The sequence below is a fragment of the Pseudomonas luteola NBRC 103146 genome (genome assembly GCF_002091675.1).
In the GTDB taxonomy this organism is placed as follows: domain Bacteria; phylum Pseudomonadota; class Gammaproteobacteria; order Pseudomonadales; family Pseudomonadaceae; genus Chryseomonas; species Chryseomonas luteola.
In genome coordinates this window covers 53766-76430 of record NZ_BDAE01000007.1, presented here as the reverse complement: position 1 = coordinate 76430, position 22665 = coordinate 53766, and the positions used below count along the sequence as shown (strand labels likewise).

Below are 22665 nucleotides of genomic sequence, written 5' to 3'. Positions count from 1 at the left end.
TTAGTTGCCCTCCGACAGGGAGCGTTTCTCGATGCGCTTCTCGGGGTTGGCATTCACAACAATGCGCTGCACAAAGATGCCCGGCAGATGAACCTCGTCGGGGTCCAGCTCACCCGTTTCCACCAGCTGTTCCACCTCGGCAATACATAGCTTGCCCGCCATTGCTGCCAGAGGGTTGAAGTTACGCGCAGTCTTGTTGAAGACCAGATTGCCTGCCTTGTCAGCCTTGATCGCTTTGACCAGTGCCACATCCGCCACCAGCGACCGCTCCATCACATACTGCTCACCATCGAACTCACGGGTTTCCTTGCCTTCGGCCACCAGCGTGCCATAGCCGGTACGCGTAAAGAACGCCGGGATGCCTGAACCACCGGCACGCAATTTTTCCGCAAGCGTGCCTTGGGGGGTGAATTCCAATTCCAGCTCACCGGAAAGGTACTGCCGCTCGAACTCCTTGTTCTCGCCTACGTAGGAGGAAATCATTTTCTTGATTTGCCGGGACTCGAGCAGTACGCCCAGGCCAAACCCGTCTACTCCGGCGTTATTACTGATCACGGTCAGCTCGCGCTTGCCGGTCTCGCGCAATGCCAGGATCAGCGCTTCGGGGATCCCGCACAGACCGAAACCGCCGACCGCTAGCGTCATGCCGTCTTCCACGACCCCTTCCAGGGCATGAGCGGCACTGGGATAAAGCTTGTTCATGGTTTACCTCGTGTCGTTATTGTTGTTAACGGGCCAACCAGCCCCCATCGACATTCCACGCGGCGCCACGTACCTGGGCGGCCGCATCGCTGCAAAGAAACAGTGTCAGCTCGCCCAGTTGGGCAGGCGTGACGAATTCAAGTGACGGCTGCTTCTCCTCCAGAAGCTCCCGCCGTGCGCGCTCTGCATCGCCATCTGCAGCGGCGCGTGCATCGATCTGCTGCTGCACCAGAGGTGTCAGCACCCAGCCCGGGCAGAGCGCATTGCAGGTCACGTTACAATCGGCCGTTTCCAGTGCAACCACCTTGGTCAGTCCGACCACGCCATGCTTGGCAGCCACATAAGCGGATTTCTGTGCCGACCCTACCAATCCATGCACGGACGCGATGTTCACAATCCTTCCCCAGCCGCGCTGCCTCATACTCGGCAATGCCAGACGAGTCGCGTGAAATACCGAGGACAGATTGATTGCAATGATCGCGTCCCACTTCTCGACCGGAAACGTCTCGACCGATGCCACATGCTGGATGCCGGCATTGTTGACCAGAATATCCACACCACCGAACTCATGTTCAGCATAGGCGAAAAGATCAGTAATCTGCTCAGGCCGGGACAAGTCCGCCCCGTGATAGCCCACCCGCCCACCCAAACGGCTTAGGTCGGCTTTAGCCGTCTCGCTGTCACCAAAGCCATTGAGGATCACATCGGCACCCGCTTCGGCCAGTCGCGTGGCGATACCCAGACCGATTCCACTGGTCGAACCGGTTACCAAGGCGGTTTTGCCTTTCAAGTCCATAACGTTCTCCTCTACACGATGCCAGTGGCATAGAACACGCCGATGACCACGAACACTGCCAACGTCTTGATCAGCGTGATACCAAATACGTCTTTGTAAGCTTCCCGGTGCGTCAGTCCAGTTACTGCCAGCAAGGTGATGACGGCGCCATTGTGCGGCAGGGTATCCATGCCACCGCTGGCCATAGCCGCCACCCGGTGCAGCACCTCAAGGGGAATCTGTGCGGCATTGGCTGCGGCGATAAAACTGTCCGACATGGCCGCCAGCGCAATACTCATGCCGCCTGAGGCCGAGCCAGTGATACCGGCCAGAAGCGTTACGGTAATGGCTTCATTGATGAGTGGGTTGGGAATGGTCTTGAGCGCGTCTGCCAAGACCAGAAAACCCGGCAGCGAAGCGATTACTGCACCAAACCCATATTCAGACGCAGTATTCATGGCGGCCAACAAAGCCCCGCCTACTGCGGTTTTAGTGCCCTCGGCCAAGCGGGTACGGATGGTTTTAAACGCAGCCACAAGCACCAGCAAAATGCCGATTAACAAAGCAGCCTCGACGGCCCAGATTGCCGTCAGCTTGCTGACTTCGCTGGTAACAGGCGTTGCCAGACCCGGTAGCGCTAGCGTGTGCGTCTTGCCGTACCATTGAGGAATCCAATGGGTAAACAGCAGATTCATGACACCGACTAGGATAAGTGGCGACAGCGCCAGAAGCGGGTTCGGCAAGTTGATGTTGTCCGGTGTTTCCGGTTCGTTGCGTAACTCGGTGCCGTACCCTTCTCCACGCGCCATCGCTTTACGACGCTGCCGCCCCAGATAGGTCAACCCGACCGCGATGACAAACAACGAGCCGATCAACCCCAGCCAAGGGGCGGCCCAGGCCGTCGTGTTGAAGAACGTCGTAGGGATGATGTTCTGGATTTGAGGCGTACCCGGCAGGGCATCCATGGTGAATGAAAACGCACCCAGTGCAATGGTGGCTGGAATCAAACGTTTGGGAATGTTGCTCTGGCGAAACATCTCGGCTGCGAATGGGTACACCGCAAACACGACAACGAACAGCGAGACGCCACCATAGGTCAGCAAGGCGCAAACCAGCACGATGACCAGCATGGCCTGCCGTGTGCCCAGCAGACGAATCGCAGCGGCTACAATGGAACGGGAAAAACCGGAAAGCTCGATGAGCTTGCCGAAGACTGCACCCAGCAGAAATACAGGAAAGTACAGCTTGATGAAGCCGACCATCTTGTCCATGAACACACCGGTAAATGCCGGAGCCACAGCGGAAGGATCGGTCAGCAGCACCGCCGCAAGGGCTGCAATCGGTGCAAACAGGATAACGCTATAACCACGGTACGCCGCCAGCATCAGCAGACCCAGCGCCGCCAGAGCAATCAATACGCTCATGTTTTCTCCTCGCTGGCCGGTCAGTACCGGGCGCAGCGGCTAGTTATTGTTGTAGCTGTGGAGACAGCAAGGCTTTGTTAGCGAGATCCATGCCAGACACTAACACCTTGAATTACCTAACTAATTGCTCCTTCAATTCATTGACTTCTCCAATTAGAGACAACTTCGCATCGATTTTGTCTCTAATTGGAGAATAGTCTCTATTTCAAGACAAAAGCCCCAGGGCGGCCATTTTCTTATAAAGGGTTGAGCGTCCGAGGCCCAAGCGTTTGGCAGCCTCTTCGACCCTGCCTGAACACGATGACAAGGCCTGGGTAATGAGCTCATGCTCGAATTGCCGCTTCGCCTCTTCATACGTCATGTTGCTACTAGGCATCCTGGTAGTGCTAATGGACACCAGCTCGATCGCTTTGGGCGGCAAGGGTTTTCCTAATGCCGAGCCAATGCTGAGCGCGCCAATAACGGCCTCATCACTCAACAGCGATGCGCGCTCCAGAACATTGCGCAGCTCACGTACGTTACCAGGCCAATCGTAGCGGGCGAGTAACGCCAGTGCTTCCTCATCCAGCTCCCGAGGCGCATGTCCTTCCGTCAGCAAACTGTCCAGGATGGCTTCGCATAACGCCGGCAGGTCTTCTCGCCGTTCACGCAGCGGCGGAACCACAATGGGCAGTACGTTCAAGCGGTAGTATAGATCCGCCCGAAATGAGCCTTCAGCTACCAGCGCATCCAGATTGCGTGAGGTTGCCGCAATCAGCCGAACGTCGCAGCGCAGCACCTCGTTGGACCCCAGCGGCTCGAATTCCTTTTCCTGAAGCACCCTCAAAAGTTTTGCCTGTAAGCTCAGGGGCATATCGCCGATTTCGTCCAGAAATAGCGTTCCGCCCTGCGCAATCTGCAGTTTTCCTGCCCGCGCCTTGCGGTCCGCGCCTGTAAAAGCCCCAGGCGCCGTGCCGAAGAACTCAGCTTCCAACAGATTTTCAGGGATGGCAGCCGCATTCACACTGACAAACGACTTATTGGCCCGGGGGGACGCCGCATGAATGGCATGGGCCAACAACTCCTTTCCTGTGCCGGTCTCGCCCAACAGCAAGACAGAGGTCTCTACCGTAGCCGCACGTCTCGCACGTCGCTTGACCTCCTGACTGGCCGGGCCGCTGCCTACGAAGTGGGCAAAACTGTATTTGGCCTGCCGGGCGTTCTGCAGCGACCGCCGCGTCGAAGCCAATTCCTCCTGAATCCGTAAGAACCGCGTCACCAAGGGGGCCAACGTCCGTAACTCATCGAACAAGGCAAAGCCAATGGCACCGATTACCTGACCGGTATCGTCATGAATGGGCAAACGCATCACCACCATTGGTCCTTTGGGTGTATCAAGCAGATCCAGCAGGATGGGCTGGCCCGTGTTGACCACCTCCCGCAACAGACTTCCCGGAATCACCTGCTCACACACCTGCCCGATCGCCGACTTTGCGCTGGGCAAGCCAAAGCGCCGGGCATAACGCTCATTCATCCAGACGATACGGAGGTCACGGTCCACAATCACGGTGCCTTCGCTGCTCTGCTCGATGCTTTCAAATAGCGAGCGAATTGCCCGCAGACTGATCTGCTGATAGTCGCTCAGGTCATTGGCGGTCGCCATATCGACACCTGTATAGCGATTCATGGCCGCAAGGCATGCTGTAGCTGATAGGCACGCCGCTCGGCTATCCGCACCTTGCGCTCCTCGCTCCACTCATAAAACCCATTGCCGCTGCGTAGGCCTGTTCTTCCCTGCCCGACGCGTTCACGCAAAACCTCCAGCACCTCCTCATCCTTGGCCAAGGTCGGCATCAGGTGGCTGGCGATATCCAGAAAGGTATCGAGGCCACCCATGTCTGCCGCCTCCAGTGGTCCCACCATGCCATAGCGCCTACCTAGAGAAGCTCGCATGACCCGGTCCACATCTTCAGGCGACGCTACACCGCTTTGTACGATATGCAGGGCCTCACGCAGCACGGCAAACTGCAGGCGGTTGCCAATAAAGCCCGGAATCGCCCGCATGAGCAAAACAACTTCCAGGTCCATGACTTGCAATACATCCCGCACCCTCTCCAAACAGGCTGGGTTGGTCTTTTCTCCCGGCACCAGTTCGACCAGTGGAATCAGATGAGGCGGGTTCCAGAAATGAGCAATGAGCAACCGTTCGGGATATGCCATTCCCTGAGCCAGTTGCTCGGGAGGAAAGCCGCTTGTGTTACTGGCAATGATGGCCTCTGGCGAAACGACTGACTCAAGCTCCGCATACAACGCATGCTTGAGCGCCAGCCGCTCAGGTACAGCCTCGATCAGTAGCGTGGCATCAGCCAAATCGGCCAGCGCATCGGTTGTCGTGATCCTGCTCAGCACTGCTTTGGTCTGACTGGGTTCAAACAGCGCAGCCGCTGATAGCTCTTCCAGAACACTTCTGGCAATGGCGGGCACATCGCTCAAACGCTCGGCGGAAACGTCTCGCAGCAGAACCGAATGTCCGTGGCGAGCAAAATGAGTGGCAATCCCGACACCCATGAGGCCGGCGCCAATAATTGCGATTCGAGGCGTTTGCATTGTTGTTGTCCTGAATAGCCTGTCGAAGGGCCAGTCTGCAATCGTCCCAAGGCAAAGGGCAAGCGCCGGAAACAACAACGCCCCATCGCCAGCATGGCAGACGGGGCGTTAGGGAGGAGTAGTGAGCAATCAAAGCAGTTCGAAGTCGTCCACATCCCGATACGCGGGGAACGCATCGCGGTAGCGCGACAGCGTGTCGGCAGACAGCGACACCGTAAACACTCCTGCGCTGTCCTTGGCGTCCAGGAGCGGCTCGCCCTGGTAGTCCAATACCTGGCTGTCGCCGCTATAGGCGATTCCTTTTCCGTCTTCGCCAATGCGATTCACGGCCGCGACATAACAGAGGTTTTCAATGGCCCGAGCGGGAAGCAGCCGATTCCAGTGGTTACGCCGTGCGGCTGGCCAGTTGGCGGTATAGAGCAACAGATCAGTCTTTACTGGATCACGGCTCCACACCGGAAACCGCAAGTCGTAACAGATCAAGGGACGAATGCGCCAGCCGTTGAGCTCGAACACCGCTTGCGCTTCACCTGCAGTGTAATGTTCGTGCTCTCCGGCCATGCGAAACAGGTGACGTTTGTCATAATGGGACATCGTGCCGTCAGGCCGCGCCCACAGGAGTCGATTACGGTACTGCCCCTGGGCATCACGAACGATCAGGCTGCCCGTTATCACAGCATTGAGCGATGCCGCCTGCTCGCGTATCCACGCATGGGTACGTCCGCCTTCATCCTCAGCCAGCAGGGCTGATTCCATCGAAAAGCCGGTAGTGAACATCTCAGGCAGTACGACCAGATCCGCGCCTTTCGCCTGTTGCAGCAAGGCAGTAAACCGGTCGCGGTTGGCCGAAGCATCATGCCAGAACAGTTCAGTCTGGATGAGTGCCAGTTTCAAATCAGGTCTCAGGCTTAGATCGCGCACAGTTTTTCCGCTGCTAGCCGCAGCGTCTCCTCTCGTTTAGCGAAGCAGAAACGTACCAGACGCAAGTCCTTTGGAGCTTCCTGATAAAACACGGAGATCGGAATGGCAGCCACACCGTGCTCACGCGTCAACCACTCGGCCATTTCGACATCGCTTACGTCATCCCGAATAGCGGAATAGTCCGCCAGCTGGAAATAGGTCCCTGCTGCACGTGTAAATGCCAATTTAGACGAACCCAACAAATCACAGAACAGATCTCGTTTGGCCTGATAAAACGCTGGGAGTTCGGTTACATGCTCGGGATGCGCTTCCATGAAATCTGCCAATGCCCATTGCAGAGGCGTCACCCCGCAAAAGCTTACATACTGGTGAATCTTGCGCAGTTCGCTTGAAAGCTCGCGCGGGGCGATCACATACCCGGTCTTCCAACCTGTCACATGATATGTTTTGCCAAAGGAGCTGATAACAAACGCACGGGCGTAGAGTTCATCATGGGTGAGTACACTGGCATGCTCTGCTCCGTCGAAAACCAAGTGCTCATATACCTCATCACTGATCAGGTAGACATCCCGATCGCGAATCAATGCGGCGAGACGGTCCAGCGCATCGCGACCAACCAGCGAGCCGCTCGGGTTATGGGGCGTGTTCAGCACGATAGCCCGTGTGCGCGACGTCAGGGCTGCCTGCAAACGATCCCAGTCGATCCCAAAATCCGACAGTGCCAAGGGTAGGTGGATGCAGCGCCCACCGGCCAGTTCAACCGAGGGTGCATAAGAGTCATAGCAAGGATCGAATACAATCACTTCATCACCGCTGCGAACTACAGACTGAATGGCGCAGAAGATGGCCTGCGTCGCACCGGGTGTAATGGTGACTTCCTGTTCGGCATCAACCGTGCGCCCATAGAGCGTAGCCACTTTGCGGGCCACTTGCTCACGCAAGGCGGGCAACCCTGTCATGGGCGCATACTGGTTATGACCGGCGATGACGTGCCGACTTACCGCCTCGCGCAAGGCATCCGGGCCGTCGAAATCCGGGAAACCCTGAGACAGGTTGATTGCGCCCGTTTCCATGGCCAGTTGGGACATGCGGGTAAAGATAGTCACACCGAGGGAAGGCAACTTGCTCTGGATCATCGAACGCTCCGACAACAAGGCGGTCGGCTTCGATGCCGTCGACGGCTCAGCGAAGCACTATGCACCGCTATCATGACTTAAGACTGGCCACACGGAACATGCCCGAGCGGCCTGGTATTCGAACGGGCCAGGCAGCGCTGGCCTGTTACAACAGAGAAGCGACTAGCGACGCTTATCCTTGCGCTTCTTCTCCGCTTTCTTGTGATGGCTCATCAAGCGGCGCTTTTTGTTCACCTGCCGCTCGGTCAGTGTGTTCTTCTTATCCGCAAACGGGTTTTCACCCGACTTGAATTCAATGCGAATAGGCGTACCTATCAGCTTCAATACTCGGCGATAGGTGTTTTCCAGGTAGCGGACATAGGCACGCGGGACTGCATCCACCTGGTTGCCATGGATAACCAACAGCGGGGGGTTGGCTCCGCCCATGTGCGCATAACGCAATTTGATTCGACGGCCATTCACCAGCGGCGGCTGGTGCTCCTGTACCGCATCCTCAAGAATCTTGGTCAGACGACTGGTAGGCCAGCGGGTAACGGCCGAAGCGAATGCCTGTTGCACCGACTTGTACAGATGACCCACACCGGTGCCATGCAATGCGGAAATGAAATGAATATCTGCGAAATTGGCAAACATCAGGCGGCGTTCGAGTTCGGTCTTCACGTAATCGCGCTCACTGGACTCCATGCCGTCCCACTTGTTGAGCGCAATCACCAGGGCGCGACCGGTTTCCAGGACAAAGCCCAACAGGTTCAGATCATGCTCGACTACCCCTTCACGGGCGTCCATCACAAAGATAACGACGTTGGCGTCCTGAATGGCCTGAAGCGTCTTCACAACAGAAAACTTTTCTACCGCTTCGAAGATCTTGCCGCGGCGGCGCACGCCTGCGGTGTCGATCAGCGTGTACTTCTCTTCGTTGCGCTCGAAGGGAATGTAGATACTGTCGCGAGTCGTGCCGGCCTGGTCATATACGATGACCCGCTCTTCGCCAAGCATGCGGTTGACCAGCGTGGACTTGCCCACGTTAGGACGGCCAATGATGGCGATCTTGATCCCGGCCTTTTCATCTGGTCCTGGAATACGCTTCTCGATGACACTCTCATCCGAAGCCTGATCGCCCTCTTCGTCCTCCGCATCAACAATGAACTCTTCTTCCTCGTCCTTAGGGAAGGAGCCCAGCACCTGCTCAAGCATGCCGTTGATACCGCGGCCATGCGCAGCCGCAATGGTCAGCGCATCACCCAGGCCCATTGGGCTGAATTCAGCCCGGGCAATGTCTGGATCAACTGCGTCGACCTTATTAGCAATCAAAAAGCAGCGCTTATTACGCGTACGCAGATGCTCGGCGATCATCTGATCGCCTGCCGTCATCCCGGCACGGGAATCCACCATGAACAGAACGGCGTCGGCTTCTTCAATGGCCTGAAGCGACTGCTCGGCCATTTTCATATCGATGCCTTCTTCGTCGCCAGAGATACCTCCGGTGTCGACAACGATATACGTCCGACCCTGCCAACGCGCCTCGCCATACTTGCGGTCGCGGGTCAGGCCCGCGATATCGGCCACGATGGCATCACGGGTTTTGGTAAGTCGATTAAACAAGGTGGACTTGCCTACATTAGGGCGTCCTACCAGAGCAATAACGGGAACCATACGGCTCTCCACAGGAATACAGAAAACACAAAGGCCGCTACCGTGAGGGCGATAGCGGCCATACACATACAGGACAGCTTAGCGAATGGTGTAGGCAGCCAGCTTACCGCCGTTGCCGTACACATACATCCAGTCGCCATCCACTAACGGGCGAACCCGAACGCCGCCGTTACCCAGCTTCTGACGACCGGCCATATGACCATCCGTCTGGCTTAGCAGGTGAATATAGCCTTCATAATCACCTACTGCGACGTAGTTCGACAACACAGCCGGGGCGGACAGCATACGACGCGCCAGGGAATCATTGCTCCACAGCGCTGAAGCCGAATTTTGATCTACTGCTTCAACGGTGCCATTTCCCAGGCTTACATATACGTTACCGAAACCTTCAGCGACACCGGTATAGCTGGATGCATCACGTTGCCAGAGCACACGACCGCTCTCCAGATCCAGTCCGGCAACCCGGCCGTGGTACGTGGCCACATACAGCGTAGTACCTGAAAGCAGCAGTCCGCCGTTGATATCAACCATACGATCCAGCTCAGAGCGCCCCTGCGGGATGGCAACCTGCTGCTCCCAGATCGGCAAGCCACGCTGTTCATCCAGCGCAATCACCTTGCCGCTGGCCAGGCCAGCGACAACATAGCGATTGGTTACGACCGGAGCACCTGTGCCACGCAGGGTCAAAACAGGCATGCTCTCCTCATACAGCCAGCGACGATCACCCGTCTCGGCATCAAGGGCATAAAGCTTGTCGTCCTGAGTCTGGACAGCCACGATGTCACCGTTGCTGACCGGCGGAGCCAGTACTTCACTGGAAACCCTAGCACGCCATTTTTCATCGCCCGAGGTTGCGTCCAGGGCAACGACATCCCCTCTCAACGTACCAACCAGAACCAGCCCGTAGGCAGCGCCGACGCCACCTGAAACAGGCAGGTCCAGCTTTTTCTTCCAAATGATGTCACCGTTTTCACGGTTCAACGCCATGACCAGGCCTTCGTTATCAGTCACGTACAGGGACTGACCGTCAATGGCAGGCGTCAACAGGTTGTAGGTATCACCCTGCCCTTCCCCTACCGAGCGGCTCCATTGCTCCTGCAACTGAACATCGGCCTTGAAGTCCTGCAATTCAGCAGGCGGCAGCTCTTTTTTGCTGTTACTGCTGCACCCGACAGCAGTCAGGGCCAAAGCCAGTAGCGCAACATGTTTCCAACGCAGCATCAGGCATCTCCTTTTGCCAGGTCATCCAGCTTCATCTGCAGCGTGCCTTCGGCGGCATCGGCAGGCAATTCGGACTTGGCTTTTTCATAAGCGGCACGGGCATCGTCGACACGCCCCAGACTGACCAACAGATCACCACGTAACTCTTCGCGGTTGGCGACATAAGGCTCTGCAACCTTGCCTTCCAGTAGTTTCAGGCCATCTTCAGCCTTGCCCTGCGCAGCCAGCACACGCGCCAGACGCTGGCGTGCCAGTTCGCCCACAGTATCATCCGCCGGCTTATCGACAATCGCCTTCAGCTCGTTGGCTGCGTCATCCAGCTTGCCACTCTCAACAGCAACCTTGGCCACGAAAAGACTACCGTATTGGGAATAGGTAGTACCTGAATACTCCTGCTTGAGCTGGTTGGACAGGTCCGTTACCAGAGCGGTATCCGGTTTGCCGCTGGGATCCAGCGCTGCCTGAACCAGCTCCTGATATACGATGGACGCAGCCTGAGACTGATTGGTCTGATTACGCTCCCACCATTGCCAGCCCAGCACGGCCACCAGGGCCACAACGCCACCGGTGAGCAGCGGCTTGCCGTTACGCTGCCACCAATCCTGAAGGTGGGCGACATTTGGATCTTCATTCTGCGAACTCACCGGTCACTCCTATTCGCTTTCGCTGTGTGCGGACGTCTGCTGCTGCAAGCTATCGTGCAGGCGTGCGGACAACTGATCCCAGGCGACCATCTCCTGGGCACTATCATTACGCAAGGGCTTGAGGCCAACCTGGCGCTGCGCCAGCTCATCCTCACCCAGAATCAGAGCAAACCATGCACCGCTCTTGTCTGCCTTCTTGAACTGACTCTTGAAACTTCCGCCGCCAGCATTAACCGCCAGACGCAAGGACGGCAAGGCCGTACGCAGCTGCTCGGCCAAGGCCAGACCGGCTAGTTCTGCCGCTTCACCAAAGGTGCATAGGTAGATGTCCATCGGACGGCTAAGCTCGGCGGGAATCTTGTTCAGCGTCTCAAGCATCAGCACCAGACGCTCGACACCCATGGCAAAACCAACGCCTGGCGTAGGCTTTCCACCAAACTGAGTGATCAGACCATCGTAGCGTCCACCAGCGCACACCGTACCTTGTGCGCCCAGCTTATCGGTTACCCACTCGAATACGGTACGACCGTAGTAGTCCAGACCCCGCACAAGCTTCGGATTGATCGTGTACTCGATGCCTGCTGCTTCAAGGCGTGCCTTCAAGCCTTCAAAATGGGCACGAGACTCTTCGTCTAGATAATCCGACAACGTGGGAGCATCGGTCAGCAAGGCCTGTGTCTGGGCATTCTTGCTGTCCAGAATACGCAGGGGATTAGTCGTCAAACGACGCTGACTGTCTTCATCCAGCTGATCGAAATGCTGCTTGAGGTAATCAACCAAGGCATCCCGATAGGCTGCACGCGCTTCGCTTGAACCCAAGCTGTTCAGCTGCAGTGTAACGGCATCATCAATACCCAGCTGCCTCCACAGGCGTGCCGTCATGATGATCAGCTCAGCATCGATATCCGGCCCAGGCAAGTTAAAGACCTCTACGCCAATCTGATGGAACTGGCGATAGCGTCCTTTTTGCGGCTTCTCGTAGCGGAACATGGGTCCCGTATACCAGAGTTTCTGAACCTGGCCACCGCCTGTAAGGCCGTGCTCCAGCACGGCGCGGACACACCCTGCTGTGCCTTCCGGACGAAGCGTCAGCGACTCACCGTTACGGTCGAGAAAAGTATACATTTCCTTGTCGACCACATCGGTGCCCTCGCCGATACCCCGAGCGAACAGCTCGGTGAATTCGAGGATAGGCAGTCGGATTTCCTTGTAGCCGTACCCATCCAGCAAGGTAGCGAAAGTTGTTTCCAGATAGCGCCAGGCTGGCGTCTGCTCTGGCAGTATGTCGTTCATGCCACGAATGGCTTGCAAAGACTTGCTCACGAGGAGTCCTTAATTCAATTCTCTAACGGCATTCAGCTACGGGCAATAACAGCCGCATCCGCTTCCATTTTTTCAGCCGCTTTGCGGCGAATCAGCTGCTCCAGCTCATCCACCAGATTCTCATTGGTCAGCTTTTGTGCAGGCTTGCCATCGATATACACTAGGTTATTAGGCGTGCCGCCAGTCAACCCTACGTGAGCCTCTTTGGCCTCTCCCGGCCCATTGACCACACAGCCGATAACGGCCACATCTAAGGGAACCAGAAGATCTTCCAGGCGCCCTTCCAGATCATTCATGGTCTTGACCACATCAAAGTTCTGGCGAGAGCAGCTTGGACAGGCGATGAAGTTGATGCCGCGCGAGCGTAAGCGCAACGACTTCAGGATATCGAAACCCACCTTGATCTCTTCGACCGGATCCGCCGCCAGGGAGATACGAATGGTATCGCCAATGCCTTCGGCCAGCAGCATGCCCAGGCCAACCGCAGATTTTACGGTGCCGGAACGCAAACCACCTGCCTCGGTGATGCCCAGGTGTAGCGGCTGCTCGATCTGCTTCGCCAGCAAGCGATAAGCCGATACGGCCATGAAGACGTCACTCGCCTTCACACTGACCTTGAAGTTCTGGAAATCCAGTTTGTCGAGGTAATCGACATGACGCATGGCTGATTCCAGTAGCGCTTCAGGGGTAGGCTCACCATATTTTTTCTGCAGATCCTTTTCCAGAGAGCCCGCATTCACGCCGATACGAATCGGAATGTTCTTGTCACGCGCCGCATCGACTACCGCCCTGACCCGGTCTTCACGCCCGATGTTGCCAGGGTTGATACGCAGACAATCCACACCGAGTTCAGCTACCCGAAGGGCAATTCTGTAATCAAAATGAATGTCTGCAACCAGAGGAACATTCACCTGCTGCTTGATTTGACCGAATGCTTCTGCAGCATCCATGTCGGGAACTGAAACCCGAACGATATCAGCGCCTGCATCTTCCAGACGACGGATTTGCGCAACTGTTGCGGCAACATCACAGGTTTCGGTGTTCGTCATGCTCTGTACCGCGATAGGAGCATCGCCTCCTACCGGCACGGAGCCTACCCAGATCTTTCGAGAAGGGCGACGTTTGATCGGCGATTCGCTATGCATGACAGGACTCTTCTTCCTGATAAATACCAGATCCTTACGGAGACTGGTTAAAACCAGAGAACTATAAAATATGATCCGATAATAAAATCAAAGCGGCAGAATGATGCCGCTTTGATCGTACTGCAATTCTGGTTACTGAGACGCCTGCCCTACTTTGAAGCGAGCAGTTTCCCCACGTACATAGGGCTTGATGTCTACCGGCTGGCCGTTATAGGTAATTTGCGCACCCCGTGCGTAGCCTAAACGAATCTCCACAGGAGCTTTTACCGTTTCAAACTGCAGGGTATCACCCTTTCGTTTGAGGCCACTGTAAATAACTTTCCCCGACGCATCTGTGATCTGCATCCAGCAGTCCGCTACCAACTGAATGCTCAAGCCTCCCTGCTCTGCCGCTGGCGCAGTTTCGCCGGCTGGCGGCGTGGTAGGCGCAAGCGCAGCATCGGTCGATACAACCGGAGTAGTCGGTGTAGCGGCCGTAGCAGGAGCAGCATTCGCAGCGCCATTGGCTGCCGTACCGGAAGCGGTATTCGGGGCAGGCACAGGCGTTTGCGCAACAGCATTGGCAGCAGGAGCAGTCGGTGTAGCGGGCACACCTGGCTCTGATGCAGCGGGCACCTCAGCCTTTTGAGCTTCCGCCACCGCCTGATCTTCAGGCTCATCAAGCGTATGAATTTCAGTAGTGCCGTCTGCGCTTTCTACTTCGACATGCTCAAGGCTAAGGCCATTGCCGCCCATACCAAGCCCGGAGCGCTCCTGCCACCAGAACAGGCCAAGCCCAATGATAACAACGACCAGAATAAAGCTGACGATACGCAGGACATTACGCGACAAGCGCACCGGTTCTTCAACACGGTTTATGGTGTGAACCGTACTGCCTTTGGCATCGGTCCCTGTGTACTGATCGAAGACCTTTACAAGCTCAGCCTGATCAAGCCCCAGCAGCTTCCCATAGGAGCGGACATAACCGCGGGCAAACGTATGCCCTGGCAGCTTTTGATAGTCCCCAGCTTCCAGCAACTCGATGACATGCCCACTCAGATTCATCTGAGCAGCCACTTGAGCGATGCTCCACCCATTGGAAATGCGAGCCTGGCGCAGTATGTCGCCTGGATTACCACGAGCTGACATTACAGCCTCAGGTTGCACATTACTCATCGTTGCTCCGACTGAAGTTGTTTATATTCTTCAGAAGCGGGATAAAGCCGCTTCAATTGCAAGGTATAACTGGCAGCCGTATCGCGATCGTTGAATACTTCGGCCAGACGGATGCCCAGTAAAAGGCTACGCGCATCCTGGGGCGAAATGCGGCTAAATGCTTCGTAATACCCACGTGCAGGTACATACTCACGAGCCGCATAACAGAGCTGCGCCATTTCCAGCAAAGCCTTGGGTTGGTTGCTGTTCAGTCTCAGCGACTTCTCCAAATACTGGCGTGCCAATACGGGCTTATTCAACCTTAACGCAGTTAAACCGAGGTTTTCAAAGACTCGCGAGCGTTCAGGGTACAAAGGATCCTGCGAGGCCTCTATGAAACGATCGTAGGCTTCGCTGTATCGCTTCTGCTCAAAAAGAAAGCTTCCGTAATTATTGAGAATACGGGAATCGTTACGGCGTGCTGACATGGCCTTGCGGTATTCTTCGTCAGCCAGTTTGGGCTCCATCTCGGTCTGGAACACCAATGCCAGCGCGGCATGGGCATCGGCACTCGAGGAGTCAAGCTGCAGGGCCTGTTTCAGCGGGATCTTGGCCTGCTCGGTGTTTCCTTCCTGCAGATAGCCCAGACCCAACTGAATGTAGGCGTCCCGGGCATGATCACGACCTTTTCCCGTACTCAGAGGGTCAGTAGAGCCAGTAGTGACGCAGCCGGTTAAAAGTCCTGCAACTGCCAAAGCCAATACTGCACGCAACATCACTAACCCTCTCCTTTTAATTAATTCTGGCGAACACCCAAAGCCGCATCGTTCTCATTATTCAACTGGCGTACAGCAATGTACCGCTCGCTTCGCCGAGTACGGTCCATAACCTTTCCTACCAGCTGCCCACAGGCTGCATCGATATCATCGCCACGCGTAGTACGCACGGTGACATTGAAACCGGCCTGCTGCAGGAGTTCCTGGAAGCGACGCACCGCATTCTTGCTGGGGCGCTCGTAACCGGAATGAGGGAAAGGATTAAAAGGAATCAGATTGATCTTGCAGGGCACGTTGCGCAGCAATTCAATCATCTGCACAGCATGCTCGGGCTGGTCGTTGACGTCCTTGAGTAGAGTGTACTCAATGGTCAGAACACGTTTTTCACCCAGCTGACCAATGTACCGCTGACAGGCATCCAGCAGCATGGCCAGAGGATACTTGCGATTGATCGGTACCAGCTCGTTGCGCAAGGCGTCGTTGGGCGCATGCAGCGACAGCGCCAGAGACACATCGACGTGCTTGGCCAGCTCCTCAATCATGGGCACTACCCCTGACGTGGATAGCGTTACCTTGCGCTTGGATATTCCATAACCCAAGTCATCCATCATGATTTGCATGGCAGCTACGACATTGTCGAAATTGAGCAGCGGCTCACCCATGCCCATCATCACGACGTTCGTAATGGCACGGTCGATCTTGGCCGGCACAGTACCAAATGACTTGTTGGCAACCCACACTTGGCCGATGACTTCGGCAGCCGTGAGATTGCTATTGAAACCTTGCTTTCCGGTCGAACAGAAACTGCAGTCAAGTGCACAGCCTGCCTGTGACGAAACACACAGCGTGCCACGCTTGTCCTGAGGAATGTAAACCGTCTCAACGCAGCTACCGGAAGCCACACGAATGACCCACTTGCGGGTGCCATCCGCCGAAATATCTTCACTTACTACTTCGGGGCCACGAACCTCGGCGCAGGCCTTGAGCTTTTCGCGCAAGGCCTTGCCGAGATTACTCATGGCGTCAAAATCATCAACGCCAAAGTGGTGAATCCATTTCATCACTTGGCCGGCACGAAAGCGCTTCTCTCCGATGGACTCGAAGAACTGCTCCATTTGTGGCTGGGTAAGCCCCAGCAGGTTAGTCTTGCCGACTGTATTGCTCATGGATTCACCTGTGGATCAGCGAGTGCGCTCGCAAACTTCAGTTGCAGCGAAGAAGTAAGCGATTTCACGGGCAGCCGATGCTTCGGAATCAGAACCGTGAACAGCGTTTTCATCGATGGAAACAGCGAAATCAGCGCGGATGGTACCGGCGTCTGCTTTCTTGGGATCGGTAGCGCCCATCAGCTCACGGTTCTTGGCAATGGCGTTTTCGCCTTCCAGAACCTGAACAACGACCGGACCGGAAGTCATGAAGGACACCAGATCCTTGAAGAAAGGACGCTCTTTGTGCTCAGCATAGAAGCCACCGGCTTCGCGCTCGGAGAGCTGAACCATCTTCGCGGCCACAACGCGCAGGCCAGCCTTTTCGAAGCGAGTGATGATTTCACCAACGACGTTCTTGGCTACAGCGTCCGGCTTGATGATAGAAAGGGTGCGTTGAACAGACATGACAACTCCAAAGTTGGGCATTTAGCAAAAACGAAACCCGCGGATTATACGCGGGCTTCGGTCAAAAGCGTAGGCTAACGAAGAATAGGTTAGTCCGCTTCTTCAATCCACGCAGCCTGGATGGCTTCGAGTACCTTCTCGCCACCCCGCTGGGGGTCATCGTCAAACCCGGGCAGTGCGGTGACCCAGTTACGCAAATTCACGAAATTTACATAGCGGGGATCCACATCCGGGTGAGCTTCGGAAAGAGCGATTGCGATATCCAGCACATCGACCCATTTCATCGCCATGATGATCTTCCTTAGTGACGTTCCGATACCTGATTGATGGTGTAGCGGGGAATTTCAACGACCAAGTCGGCAGTGCCAACCTTTGCCTGACAGGACAGCCGGGACTCCGGCTCTAGTCCCCATGCCTTGTCCAGCATGTCATCTTCAAGCTCGTCAGACGGCTCCATGGAGCCAAAGCCTTCACGAACGACGACATGGCAGGTCGTACAGGCACAAGACATCTCACAGGCATGCTCGACTTCAATACCGTTGCGCAACGCTGCATCGATAATGGTTTCACCTTCTTCGGCCTGGATCACCGCGCCCTCGGGGCAATGCTCTGGGTGGGGCAGAAAAACGATCTGCGGCATGGTGAACTTACTCCTGGATTTCGTTAAGACGACGACCCGCCAGGGCCGCCTTGATCGATGCATCCATCCGGCGAGCCGCGAATGCATCGGTCACTTGGGAAAGACGCTTGGTTTGTACTTCAATAGCAGAGGCATCTGAATGGTCGACAAGACTCTTTAGCTTGTCGATCTCGGCCTCTATAACTTCACGCTCTTCAGCGTTCAGCAAACGATCGCCGTCCTCAGCGACAGCCGCCTGGACCGCCTCTAGAAGACGTTGCGCCTCGACTTGCTGCTCACGTAGCACGCGAGCGTTCATGTCATCGCCGGCATTCTGGAAAGAATCCTGCAGCATACGCGCGATTTCACCATCCGTCAGACCATAGGATGGCTTGACCTGGATACTGGCTTCCACACCACTGGAGAGCTCTCGCGCCGAGACGCTCAGCAAGCCGTCCGCATCTACCTGAAAAGTCACACGGATCTTGGCAGCGCCAGCCACCATAGGCGGAATGCCGCGCAGCTCGAAACGGGCCAGCGAACGAGCATCTTTCACCAGCTCTCGCTCACCCTGCAGCACATGAATCATCATGGCTGACTGGCCATCTTTATACGTTGTGAAATCCTGGGCACGTGCCACAGGTATGGTCGTGTTACGCGGGATAATCTTTTCCATCAAACCGCCCATGGTTTCAAGCCCAAGGGAGAGCGGAATGACATCCAGCAGCAAGAGCTCTTCGCCCCCACGATTACCCGCCAGGGTATCAGCCTGAATGGCCGCACCGATGGCAACAACCTTATCTGGATCAATGTCCGTCAGTGGCTCGCGACCGAACAGTCTGGCCACTGCGGATCGGACTTGCGGCACGCGAGTGGAGCCACCCACCATAACCACCGCCTTGACTTCCTCAAGCTCGCAACCAGAGTCACGCACTGCGCGACGGCAAGCTTTCAGGCTTCGCGCGATCAACGGCTCGATCAGTGTTTCAAAGTGCTCGCGAGTAAGCTCGCCCTGCCAGGTACCGTAACTGAGCGTAACAGTAGGTTGCGCCGATAATTGCTCTTTGGCCATACAGCCTAATTGCAATAACTGACGTTGCTCCGAGGGCGACAGATTAGTAGACAGCCCCGCCTGTTCGATTACCCAGGTCGCAATGGCATGGTCAAAATCATCACCACCCAAGGCACTATCACCTCCAGTAGCCAGGACTTCGAAAACCCCTTTGCTCAAACGCAGGATGGAAATATCAAATGTGCCGCCGCCCAGGTCATAGATCGCAATGAGGCCCTCCGCACCACGATCCAACCCATAGGCCACTGCCGCTGCGGTAGGCTCGTTAAGCAGCCGCAACACATTCAAACCGGCCAGTTTGGCAGCGTCCTTGGTCGCTTGGCGCTGCGCGTCATCAAAGTAAGCCGGAACGGTTATTACCGCTCCAACCAATTCACCACCCAGGGTCTTTTCTGCACGCGAACGCAGTACACGAAGAATTTCGGCTGAGACCTCAACAGGGCTCTTGAGCCCTTGTATCGTCTCGATGAAAGGCATGTGGGACTCGCCTTCAGCGAATCGATAGGGTAACTGCTCGCCCAGCTGTTTGATGTCAGCCAGGCCGCGACCCATGAAGCGTTTTACGGAAAGAATCGTATTGAAAGGATCTTGTGCAGCACTTTGCTTGGCTACATCCCCTACTTCAATATCCTTTTCCAGATAGCGAACGGCTGAAGGAAGAATGACACCGCCCTGCTCATCAGGAAGCGGCTCAGAGACGCCGCTGCGCACGGCAGCGACAAGAGAATTCGTAGTGCCCAGATCAATCCCTACCGCTAACTTGCGTTGATGCGGCTTGGGAGCCATTCCAGGTTCGGCAATTTGCAATAAAGCCATTGCTATTCAGCTTGTGCTAGGGGCGCCTTTAAGCAGGCGCCAGATTAATCGTCGAGGCGCTCTTCCAACTGACGCACTTCGCTGCTCAGCTTGTCGAGAAACTGCATGCGGCGAACAAGCCGTTCTGCAGCTTCCTGTTTCGAAGCGTTCTCCCAACACGAATCGAACTCATGCTCGAGTTCAGCCTGGGATTTCTTCAAACGCTGCTTGAAGGGCGCGATACCATCAACGTCCCCCTCATCCTGCAATTCTTCCAACTCTTCACGCCACTGCATCTGCTGAAGGAGAAAGTCGGGATCCTGGATAGTCGCCTCAACAGGCATTTCATGCCCTTGAAGTGACAGCAGGTAACGGGCTCGCCGCGAGGGAGTCTTGAGAACGTGATACGCCTCGTTCAACTGCGCCGCACGCTCCAGTGCCTGTCGCCGCTCCCGCTCGGGGGCATCGGCAAAGCGATCAGGATGCACTGTACGCGCAAGCTCACGATAGCGACTCGAAAGCTGCTCGAGATCAAGCGCAAAAGACGGCTTGAGATCGAACAAGGCAAAGTGACAAGGCGTTCCCACGGGCGACCTCAAACGTTGAAGCTTTCGCCGCAGCCACACTCACCGCGCACGTTAGGGTTATTGAACTTGAATCCCTCGTTGAGTCCTTCCTTGACGAAGTCCAGTTCGGTACCGTCAAGGTAGACAAGGCTCTTCGGATCAATGATGACCTTGACGCCATGGCTTTCGAACACCTGATCTTCTTCAGCCAGCGTATCAACGAATTCCAGCACATAGGCCAAGCCCGAACATCCGGTGGTACGTACGCCCAGACGGATACCTTCGCCTTTGCCGCGTCCTTCCAGAGAACGCTGCACGTGACGTGCAGCAGATTCAGTCATGCTAATGGCCATCAGTGCCTCCTCAAGCCAAACCTTTCTTCTGCTTATAGTCCTGCACCGCCGCCTTGATGGCGTCTTCAGCCAGAACCGAGCAGTGAATCTTGACCGGAGGCAAAGCTAGCTCTTCAGCAATCATGGAGTTCTTGATCGCCTCTGCCTCATCGATGGTCTTGCCCTTCATCCACTCGGTAGCGAGCGAGCTGGAAGCGATGGCAGAGCCACAGCCATAGGTCTTGAAGCGTGCATCTTCGATGATGCCCTGATCGTTGACCTTGATCTGCAGACGCATGACATCACCACACGCCGGAGCACCAACCATGCCTGTTCCGACGTCAGGATCTTCGGCATCGAATTTGCCAACGTTACGCGGGTTTTCGTAGTGATCGATTACTTTATCGCTGTAAGCCATTTCTCAATCCTCACTCATCAGGAGCGGTTTAGTGTGCCTGCCATTCAACTGTGGTCAGGTCAACGCCCTCTTTGTACATATCCCACAACGGAGAAAGTTCACGCAGCTTGGTTACTGCATCACGCACTTTCTCGGCGGCGTAATCAACTTCTTCTTCGGTCGTGAAACGGCCAAAGGTGAAACGAATGGAGCTATGAGCCAGTTCATCGTTACGGCCTAACGCGCGCAGCACATAGGAAGGCTCAAGCGAGGCCGAAGTACAGGCGGAGCCCGACGATACCGCCAGATCCTTGAGCGCCATGATCAGGGATTCACCCTCTACATAGTTGAAGCTCAAGTTCAGGTTATGCGGTACGCGTGAAACCAGACTGCCGTTTACATACAGCTCTTCCATATCCTGAAGCTTGCTGTAGAAACGATCGCTCAGCGCCTTGATACGAACGTTTTCCTGCGCCATCTCTTCCTTAGCAATTCGGAAGGCCTCGCCCATCCCGACGATCTGGTGAGTCGCCAGCGTACCGGAACGCATACCACGCTCGTGACCGCCGCCATGGGTCTGCGCCTCAAGACGAACGCGCGGCTTACGACGAACATAAAGCGCACCAATACCTTTCGGACCATAGGTCTTGTGTGCCGAGAAGGACATGAGGTCAACTTTCAGCGTCTCAAGGTCGATCTCAACCTTACCGGTTGACTGAGCAGCATCCACATGGAACAGGATGCCACGGGCACGCGTAAGCTCACCCAGCGCAGCGATATCATTGATGGTGCCGATCTCGTTGTTGACGTGCATCAGGGAAACCAGAATGGTGTCCTCACGCAATACTGCTTCAACCATATCCGGCGTGATCAGGCCATCTTCGCCTGGCTCTAGGTAAGTCACCTCAAAACCTTCGCGCTCGAGCTGGCGAGTCGTATCCAATACGGCCTTGTGCTCGATCTTCGACGTAATGATGTGCTTGCCCTTACTCTGATAGAAGTGAGCCACACCTTTGATCGCCAGGTTATCCGATTCGGTCGCACCGGATGTCCAAACGATTTCACGTGGATCAGCATTCACCAGCTCGGCAACCTGACGGCGAGCATTCTCGACCGCCTCTTCAGCCTTCCAGCCAAACATGTGCGAGCGCGAGGCTGGATTACCAAAGTTACCATCCACCAAGAGACACTCGCTCATTTTCTGAGCGACACGTGGATCGACTGGAGTAGTTGCAGAGTAATCAAGATAAATCGGTAATTTCATCGGTAACTCCTATATCAGGCTGGCGGCCGGCTCACTCAATAGCGGACGCTTCAATCTTTTCAATGTCCGAGGCACGAGTTCGGCTATTGCACACTCGCTTGTCCTGACGGTTCGCTACAGCTTGTATCTCATTACGCGCGACTAGATCCGCTAGCGTGATACCGCTGAGAAACGTATGAATCTGCTCGCTCAGATCGCACCACAAGTGATGCGTCAGGCATATGTCACCGGAGTGGCAATCGCCCTGCCCCTGACAGCGGGTAGCATCGACAGACTCGTTTACGGCATCGATGACCTGAGCGACATGAATGTCCTGCATATCGCGCGACAGTTGATAACCACCGCCCGGTCCACGCACACTGGTTACCAAAGTGCCACGGCGCAACTTGGCAAACAGCTGCTCAAGATAGGAAAGCGATATACCTTGGCGCTCAGAGATGTCAGCCAGGGAGACCGGTCCACGCTGCGCATGCAGCGCCAGATCAAGCATGGCGGTGACGGCGTATCGTCCTTTGGTTGTCAGTCTCATGGCAAAACCAGGATGTACTTTAGATAGGTCAAGTATAC

At 55.8% G+C, this 22665-nt stretch carries 24 protein-coding genes; all 24 read right to left on the bottom strand.

The annotated features are described in order from the left end of the window. Entirely contained in the window at nucleotides 1–702 is a 702-nt protein-coding gene (locus PLU01S_RS10460; RefSeq protein WP_074827996.1) for a CoA transferase subunit A, read from the bottom strand. Nucleotides 703–727: 25 nt separating this feature from the next. Beyond that, nucleotides 728–1498, bottom strand: a complete 771-nt coding sequence (locus tag PLU01S_RS10455; RefSeq protein ID WP_074827993.1) for a 3-hydroxybutyrate dehydrogenase — start codon at nucleotides 1496–1498, stop codon at nucleotides 728–730. Nucleotides 1499–1509: 11 nt separating this feature from the next. After that, nucleotides 1510–2901 (bottom strand): GntP family permease, encoded by a 1392-nt coding sequence (locus tag PLU01S_RS10450; protein WP_010797339.1) that lies wholly within the window; start codon nucleotides 2899–2901, stop codon nucleotides 1510–1512. A 205-nt stretch (nucleotides 2902–3106) separates the two neighbouring features. Continuing rightward, nucleotides 3107–4543, bottom strand: coding sequence for a sigma-54 interaction domain-containing protein (locus PLU01S_RS10445; protein ID WP_074828197.1), 1437 nt, complete (start codon nucleotides 4541–4543; stop codon nucleotides 3107–3109). Nucleotides 4544–4563: 20 nt separating this feature from the next. Continuing rightward, entirely contained in the window at nucleotides 4564–5487 is a 924-nt protein-coding gene (locus PLU01S_RS10440) for a 3-hydroxyacyl-CoA dehydrogenase family protein (protein ID WP_074827990.1), read from the bottom strand. Between the two features lie 129 nt (nucleotides 5488–5616). Then, nucleotides 5617–6408 carry an amidohydrolase gene (locus PLU01S_RS10435; protein WP_074827988.1) on the bottom strand — a complete coding sequence of 264 codons (792 nt, stop codon included), beginning with the start codon at nucleotides 6406–6408 and terminating at the stop codon, nucleotides 5617–5619. After that, nucleotides 6396–7544, bottom strand: a complete 1149-nt coding sequence (locus tag PLU01S_RS10430; protein WP_074827986.1) for a pyridoxal phosphate-dependent aminotransferase — start codon at nucleotides 7542–7544, stop codon at nucleotides 6396–6398. The genes PLU01S_RS10435 and PLU01S_RS10430 overlap by 13 nt, the downstream gene beginning before the upstream one ends. Nucleotides 7545–7706: 162 nt before the next feature. After that, entirely contained in the window at nucleotides 7707–9197 is a 1491-nt protein-coding gene (der, locus tag PLU01S_RS10425) for a ribosome biogenesis GTPase Der (protein ID WP_010797334.1), read from the bottom strand. Between the two features lie 78 nt (nucleotides 9198–9275). After that, nucleotides 9276–10418: an outer membrane protein assembly factor BamB gene (gene bamB, locus PLU01S_RS10420; RefSeq protein WP_139208863.1), complete on the bottom strand. Its 1143-nt coding sequence runs from the start codon at nucleotides 10416–10418 to the stop codon at nucleotides 9276–9278. Then, a complete protein-coding gene (locus PLU01S_RS10415) occupies nucleotides 10418–11062 on the bottom strand; it encodes a tetratricopeptide repeat protein (RefSeq protein ID WP_074827983.1) in 645 nt (214 codons plus the stop codon). Before PLU01S_RS10415 ends, bamB begins: the two co-directional genes overlap by 1 nt. 9 nt (nucleotides 11063–11071) lie before the next feature. Next, nucleotides 11072–12385 carry a histidine--tRNA ligase gene (gene hisS / locus PLU01S_RS10410; RefSeq protein WP_074827980.1) on the bottom strand — a complete coding sequence of 438 codons (1314 nt, stop codon included), beginning with the start codon at nucleotides 12383–12385 and terminating at the stop codon, nucleotides 11072–11074. Between the two features lie 32 nt (nucleotides 12386–12417). After that, complete coding sequence (gene ispG, locus PLU01S_RS10405; RefSeq protein ID WP_010797330.1) at nucleotides 12418–13530, bottom strand: flavodoxin-dependent (E)-4-hydroxy-3-methylbut-2-enyl-diphosphate synthase; 1113 nt, start codon at nucleotides 13528–13530, stop codon at nucleotides 12418–12420. Between the two features lie 132 nt (nucleotides 13531–13662). Continuing rightward, nucleotides 13663–14685 (bottom strand): RodZ domain-containing protein, encoded by a 1023-nt coding sequence (locus PLU01S_RS10400; protein WP_074827976.1) that lies wholly within the window; start codon nucleotides 14683–14685, stop codon nucleotides 13663–13665. Further along, nucleotides 14682–15443, bottom strand: a complete 762-nt coding sequence (gene pilW / locus PLU01S_RS10395) for a type IV pilus biogenesis/stability protein PilW (protein ID WP_074827973.1) — start codon at nucleotides 15441–15443, stop codon at nucleotides 14682–14684. The genes PLU01S_RS10400 and pilW overlap by 4 nt, the downstream gene beginning before the upstream one ends. Nucleotides 15444–15460: 17 nt before the next feature. Beyond that, nucleotides 15461–16606: a dual-specificity RNA methyltransferase RlmN gene (gene rlmN / locus PLU01S_RS10390; RefSeq protein ID WP_074827970.1), complete on the bottom strand. Its 1146-nt coding sequence runs from the start codon at nucleotides 16604–16606 to the stop codon at nucleotides 15461–15463. Nucleotides 16607–16621: 15 nt separating this feature from the next. Beyond that, entirely contained in the window at nucleotides 16622–17053 is a 432-nt protein-coding gene (gene ndk / locus PLU01S_RS10385; protein ID WP_010797326.1) for a nucleoside-diphosphate kinase, read from the bottom strand. An 89-nt stretch (nucleotides 17054–17142) separates the two neighbouring features. Further along, a complete protein-coding gene (iscX, locus tag PLU01S_RS10380) occupies nucleotides 17143–17343 on the bottom strand; it encodes a Fe-S cluster assembly protein IscX (protein WP_010797325.1) in 201 nt (66 codons plus the stop codon). Between the two features lie 11 nt (nucleotides 17344–17354). Then, entirely contained in the window at nucleotides 17355–17693 is a 339-nt protein-coding gene (gene fdx, locus PLU01S_RS10375) for an ISC system 2Fe-2S type ferredoxin (protein ID WP_010797324.1), read from the bottom strand. 7 nt (nucleotides 17694–17700) lie between these two features. Then, entirely contained in the window at nucleotides 17701–19560 is a 1860-nt protein-coding gene (gene hscA, locus PLU01S_RS10370; RefSeq protein ID WP_074827967.1) for a Fe-S protein assembly chaperone HscA, read from the bottom strand. 44 nt (nucleotides 19561–19604) lie between these two features. Next, entirely contained in the window at nucleotides 19605–20126 is a 522-nt protein-coding gene (gene hscB / locus PLU01S_RS10365; protein ID WP_074827964.1) for a co-chaperone HscB, read from the bottom strand. 8 nt (nucleotides 20127–20134) lie between these two features. Continuing rightward, nucleotides 20135–20458: an iron-sulfur cluster assembly protein IscA gene (gene iscA / locus PLU01S_RS10360; RefSeq protein WP_074827960.1), complete on the bottom strand. Its 324-nt coding sequence runs from the start codon at nucleotides 20456–20458 to the stop codon at nucleotides 20135–20137. Nucleotides 20459–20468: 10 nt separating this feature from the next. After that, entirely contained in the window at nucleotides 20469–20855 is a 387-nt protein-coding gene (gene iscU / locus PLU01S_RS10355) for a Fe-S cluster assembly scaffold IscU (protein WP_019365648.1), read from the bottom strand. Between the two features lie 28 nt (nucleotides 20856–20883). Beyond that, complete coding sequence (locus PLU01S_RS10350) at nucleotides 20884–22098, bottom strand: IscS subfamily cysteine desulfurase (protein WP_010797319.1); 1215 nt, start codon at nucleotides 22096–22098, stop codon at nucleotides 20884–20886. Between the two features lie 31 nt (nucleotides 22099–22129). Further along, nucleotides 22130–22627, bottom strand: coding sequence for a Fe-S cluster assembly transcriptional regulator IscR (iscR, locus tag PLU01S_RS10345; RefSeq protein WP_010797318.1), 498 nt, complete (start codon nucleotides 22625–22627; stop codon nucleotides 22130–22132). Nucleotides 22628–22665 lie beyond the last annotated feature (38 nt).

Bases quoted from the DNA above. Each gene is read 5' to 3' on its own strand.
- PLU01S_RS10445 (WP_074828197.1), bottom strand. From the start codon at position 4,543: ATGGCGACCGCCAATGACCTGAGCGACTATCAGCAGATCAGTCTGCGG.
- iscR (WP_010797318.1), bottom strand. From the start codon at position 22,627: ATGAGACTGACAACCAAAGGACGATACGCCGTCACCGCCATGCTTGAT.
- PLU01S_RS10450 (WP_010797339.1), bottom strand. From the start codon at position 2,901: ATGAGCGTATTGATTGCTCTGGCGGCGCTGGGTCTGCTGATGCTGGCG.
- PLU01S_RS10430 (WP_074827986.1), bottom strand. From the start codon at position 7,544: ATGATCCAGAGCAAGTTGCCTTCCCTCGGTGTGACTATCTTTACCCGC.
- iscX (WP_010797325.1), bottom strand. From the start codon at position 17,343: ATGGCGATGAAATGGGTCGATGTGCTGGATATCGCAATCGCTCTTTCC.
- PLU01S_RS10460 (WP_074827996.1), bottom strand. From the start codon at position 702: ATGAACAAGCTTTATCCCAGTGCCGCTCATGCCCTGGAAGGGGTCGTG.
- PLU01S_RS10350 (WP_010797319.1), bottom strand. From the start codon at position 22,098: ATGAAATTACCGATTTATCTTGATTACTCTGCAACTACTCCAGTCGAT.
- hscA (WP_074827967.1), bottom strand. From the start codon at position 19,560: ATGGCTTTATTGCAAATTGCCGAACCTGGAATGGCTCCCAAGCCGCAT.
- PLU01S_RS10400 (WP_074827976.1), bottom strand. From the start codon at position 14,685: ATGAGTAATGTGCAACCTGAGGCTGTAATGTCAGCTCGTGGTAATCCA.
- iscA (WP_074827960.1), bottom strand. From the start codon at position 20,458: ATGGCCATTAGCATGACTGAATCTGCTGCACGTCACGTGCAGCGTTCT.
- iscU (WP_019365648.1), bottom strand. From the start codon at position 20,855: ATGGCTTACAGCGATAAAGTAATCGATCACTACGAAAACCCGCGTAAC.
- PLU01S_RS10455 (WP_074827993.1), bottom strand. From the start codon at position 1,498: ATGGACTTGAAAGGCAAAACCGCCTTGGTAACCGGTTCGACCAGTGGA.
- rlmN (WP_074827970.1), bottom strand. From the start codon at position 16,606: ATGAGCAATACAGTCGGCAAGACTAACCTGCTGGGGCTTACCCAGCCA.
- PLU01S_RS10440 (WP_074827990.1), bottom strand. From the start codon at position 5,487: ATGCAAACGCCTCGAATCGCAATTATTGGCGCCGGCCTCATGGGTGTC.
- fdx (WP_010797324.1), bottom strand. From the start codon at position 17,693: ATGCCGCAGATCGTTTTTCTGCCCCACCCAGAGCATTGCCCCGAGGGC.
- der (WP_010797334.1), bottom strand. From the start codon at position 9,197: ATGGTTCCCGTTATTGCTCTGGTAGGACGCCCTAATGTAGGCAAGTCC.
- ispG (WP_010797330.1), bottom strand. From the start codon at position 13,530: ATGCATAGCGAATCGCCGATCAAACGTCGCCCTTCTCGAAAGATCTGG.
- bamB (WP_139208863.1), bottom strand. From the start codon at position 10,418: ATGCTGCGTTGGAAACATGTTGCGCTACTGGCTTTGGCCCTGACTGCT.
- ndk (WP_010797326.1), bottom strand. From the start codon at position 17,053: ATGTCTGTTCAACGCACCCTTTCTATCATCAAGCCGGACGCTGTAGCC.